General features: G+C 67.2%; 4 protein-coding genes. 3 read left to right on the top strand and 1 reads right to left on the bottom strand.

Translation table 11 applies throughout. From position 1 onward, the window contains the following. From WAW17_RS03125 to WAW17_RS03115, 3 genes are all read left to right on the top strand, one after another. Positions 1-481: DUF6537 domain-containing protein (locus WAW17_RS03125; protein WP_422331558.1), on the top strand; the 481-nt coding region annotated here is incomplete at its 5' end. An 18-nt stretch (positions 482-499) separates the two neighbouring features. Next, entirely contained in the window at positions 500-1,576 is a 1,077-nt protein-coding gene (locus WAW17_RS03120) for a Glu/Leu/Phe/Val family dehydrogenase (RefSeq protein WP_422331557.1), read from the top strand. Between the two features lie 32 nt (positions 1,577-1,608). Continuing rightward, entirely contained in the window at positions 1,609-2,754 is a 1,146-nt protein-coding gene (locus tag WAW17_RS03115; protein WP_422331556.1) for a methyltransferase, read from the top strand. Between the two features lie 43 nt (positions 2,755-2,797). Here the strand turns inward: WAW17_RS03115 and WAW17_RS03110 are convergent, their stop codons facing one another. Then, positions 2,798-2,932, bottom strand: a complete 135-nt coding sequence (locus WAW17_RS03110) for a hypothetical protein (RefSeq protein ID WP_422331555.1) — start codon at positions 2,930-2,932, stop codon at positions 2,798-2,800. Between the last annotated feature and the right edge of the window lie 141 nt (positions 2,933-3,073).

The raw sequence follows: 3,073 nt of genomic DNA, 5'->3' as shown, positions 1-3,073 counted from the left end.
CACCGCCTACAAGGACGAGTACGAGGTGGCCCGGATGCTCACCGATCCGGCGTTCCTCGAGGCGGCGGGCGCCGAGGTTCCCGGTGCCGGCAAGCTCACCTACAACCTGCACCCGCCCGTGCTCGAGACGATGGGACGCAAGAGCAAGATCGGCTTCGGTCCCCGCTCCCACGTCGTGCTCAGAGCCCTCGCCAAGGCCAAGTTCCTGCGTGGCACCGCGTTCGACCCGTTCGGCTACACCAGGGTGCGGCGCCTCGAACGTCAACTGCTCACGCACTACGAAACGACGGTGTCGGGCCTGATCGCCGACCTCGCTGCAGACACCTACGACACCGCCACCCAGATCGCCGCGGCGCCCGACCTCGTGCGCGGCTACGAGGACGTGAAGCTGCGGGGCGTCGCCGTCTACCTCCAGCGCCTGTCCGAGCTGGGAATCGAAACCACCTCCATCACGATCACTGTCGATCCCGAAAGGTCCTGAACAGTAATGACTCTCGCCATGGAAAGTCCTGCAGGAGTGTTCGAGCGCACCGACTTTCCCGCTGACTCCGCGCACGAGCAGGTGACGTATTTCCAGGACCCCGCCACCGGGCTGAAAGCCATTGTGGCGATCCACGACACCACGCTCGGCCCAGCCCTCGGCGGCACCCGCTTCTACCCGTACGCCGACGAGGCCGCCGCGCTGAAGGACGTGTTGCGCCTCTCTCGCGGCATGACCTACAAGGCCGCGATCGCAGGTGTCGACCTCGGCGGCGGCAAGGCCGTCATCATCGGCGATCCCGCCAGTGCGAAGTCCGAAGCCCTGCTCGAGGCGTACGCCCGGTTCGTCCAGGCCCTCGGCGGCCGGTACATCACCGCCGGTGACGTGGGCACCAACTCCGACGACCTCGACATCATGGGCCGGGCCACCGAGTACGTGGTCGGACGGAACACCGCGGCCGGCGGCTCCGGCGACAGCGCCCCGATGACGGCACTCGGCGTCTTCCAGGGGATGCGTGCCGCGGCCCGGACCCAGTGGGGAAGCCCCGGCCTGGCCGGGCGACTCGTCGGTGTCGAGGGAACCGGCAAGGTGGGATACCGGCTGGTCGAGCTGCTCCGCGCCGACGGCGCATCGGTGATCGCCACCGATGTGAACGCCACCGCCCTCGACCTTGTGGCCCGCGATTTCCCCGACGTGGTGGTGGCGCCGCGCGTCATCGACCAGGACATCGACGTCTACGCACCGTGCGCGATGGGTGCCACGCTCACCGACGCGTCCGTCGCCGCGATCCGGGCGAAGGTGATCTGCGGGGCCGCGAACAACCAGCTCGCACATCCCGCCGTCGAGCAGGCGCTCGGGGACCGCGGCATCATCTGGGTTCCCGACTACGTAGCCAACGGAGGCGGACTCATCCAGGTGGCGGGCGAGCGAGTGGGCACACCGGCTGAAGTGGTGCGCGCACAGGTGGAGAGGATCTTCGAGACCGTCGTCGAGATCTTCGACATCGCCCGGCGCGACGGCGTCCTCGCCGGTGCGGCCGCCGACTCCCTCGCCGAGGCCCGCATCGCTGCAGCCCGCACCGCTGCAGCCCGGTAGGGGGCACCGGCCGTCGGCCTATGCTGGGTCACATGGAACCCGAGTTCGTACGCTGGATCGAGGACGGCGTCGAACATTCGGCCCTGTGGCGATCCACCAGTGGGGCGCGGCCGCCGAAGAAGATTCAGGTGGCCGACGATGCGATGAAGGCCGATGACGCCTATCGTCTCGCGTGCGAGGGTACGGCCCTGCTGTGGCGCGGCGACTTCCAGAACGCCCGCCAACTCGCCACCGCGATCGCCAAGCGGGCCGACCGCAAACCACGCAGGACATCCGAAGATCCGGCCGACGCGTTCCACCTGCACCGGCAGTCGCAGTCGCGACGGGCCGGCATCCTCGGAAAGTTGCTGGTGCCGTTCGACGCGGATCAGACCATTCCGCTTCGGCGGGCTCCGGATGTGCGCCAGGCCGTGCTCGAAGCCTTCGGGCCGTCGGACCAGCCGATGGTCACCACGCTGCGTGACCTGCTCGGTGCGATCGGCGGACACGAATGGAACAAGAAGGGGGTCGACGTCCCGGCCCTGGGCGCCCGTATCCACCCCGGGCACGGTGTGTTCTCACCCATCCGCGGCGAATACGTCGACCTCGTGGCGCAGACCCCGTTGCCGTCGATCGAGTCGGCCTTCGACATCGGCACCGGTACCGGGGTGCTCGCCGCTGTTCTGGCGCATCGCGGCGTGAAGAAAGTGATTGCGACGGAAATCGACTCGAACGCGCTTGCCTGTGCGCGGGAGAACCTCACCCGACTCGGGTACGAGAAGCAGGTGCAGGTGGTCGAGACGGACCTCTTCCCGGACGGCCGGGCCCCGCTGGTGGTGTGCAACCCGCCGTGGATACCGGCGAAGCCGACCTCATCCATCGAGTACGCAATCTACGACCCGGACAGCCGGATGCTCCGAGGCTTCCTCGACGGACTGGCCGAGCACCTCGAGCCCGGGGGAGAGGGCTGGCTCATCCTCTCCGACATCGCCGAACACCTCGGGTTGCGCAGCCGCGAACAGCTACTCGAAATGATCGACCACGCCGGACTCACCGTGCTGGAACGCATCGACGTGAAACCCCGGCACGCCAAGGCGTTCGATCCCTCCGATGCTCTCCACGCCGCGCGGAAGAAGGAATCCACCTCGCTGTGGAGGCTCGGCGCGAAAGTCGCCCAATGCCACACTGGTGCAGTCTGACTGAACCACTGCGACATTGGGCGACCGCCGGTGCGAGGCTGCGTCAGCGCTTCTTTACGTGCGAGACGATTTCCGGATCGCTCTGTCCGCCCGACTTCGTCTTCTTGTCGGCGCGTTTTTCCTTCAACGACTTGCCGGATTTCTTCGACATGGAATTGCGGGGCGATTTGTCAGCCATGGACCATCCCTGAATGAGGAACCTGGACGGCTCCGATGGGCTGACACTACGGCATGCGCGGGATTCAGGAGGGATCGTCGAACAGCGTCTGCTCTTCCGGGTTGCTGAACAGTCCCATCTGCTCGGGTCGGGGCTTGGGGT

Source organism: Rhodococcus sp. (in: high G+C Gram-positive bacteria) (assembly GCF_049286785.1).
Taxonomy (GTDB): Bacteria; Actinomycetota; Actinomycetes; order Mycobacteriales; family Mycobacteriaceae; genus Rhodococcus_F.
The sequence above is the reverse complement of the archived record's forward strand: the minus strand, read 5'-3'. Positions and strand labels throughout refer to the sequence as shown.

Coding starts and splice junctions, on each gene's coding strand:
- WAW17_RS03120 (WP_422331557.1), top strand. CDS start 500: ATGGAAAGTCCTGCAGGAGTGTTCGAGCGCACCGACTTTCCCGCTGAC.
- WAW17_RS03115 (WP_422331556.1), top strand. CDS start 1,609: ATGGAACCCGAGTTCGTACGCTGGATCGAGGACGGCGTCGAACATTCG.
- WAW17_RS03110 (WP_422331555.1), bottom strand. CDS start 2,932: ATGGCTGACAAATCGCCCCGCAATTCCATGTCGAAGAAATCCGGCAAG.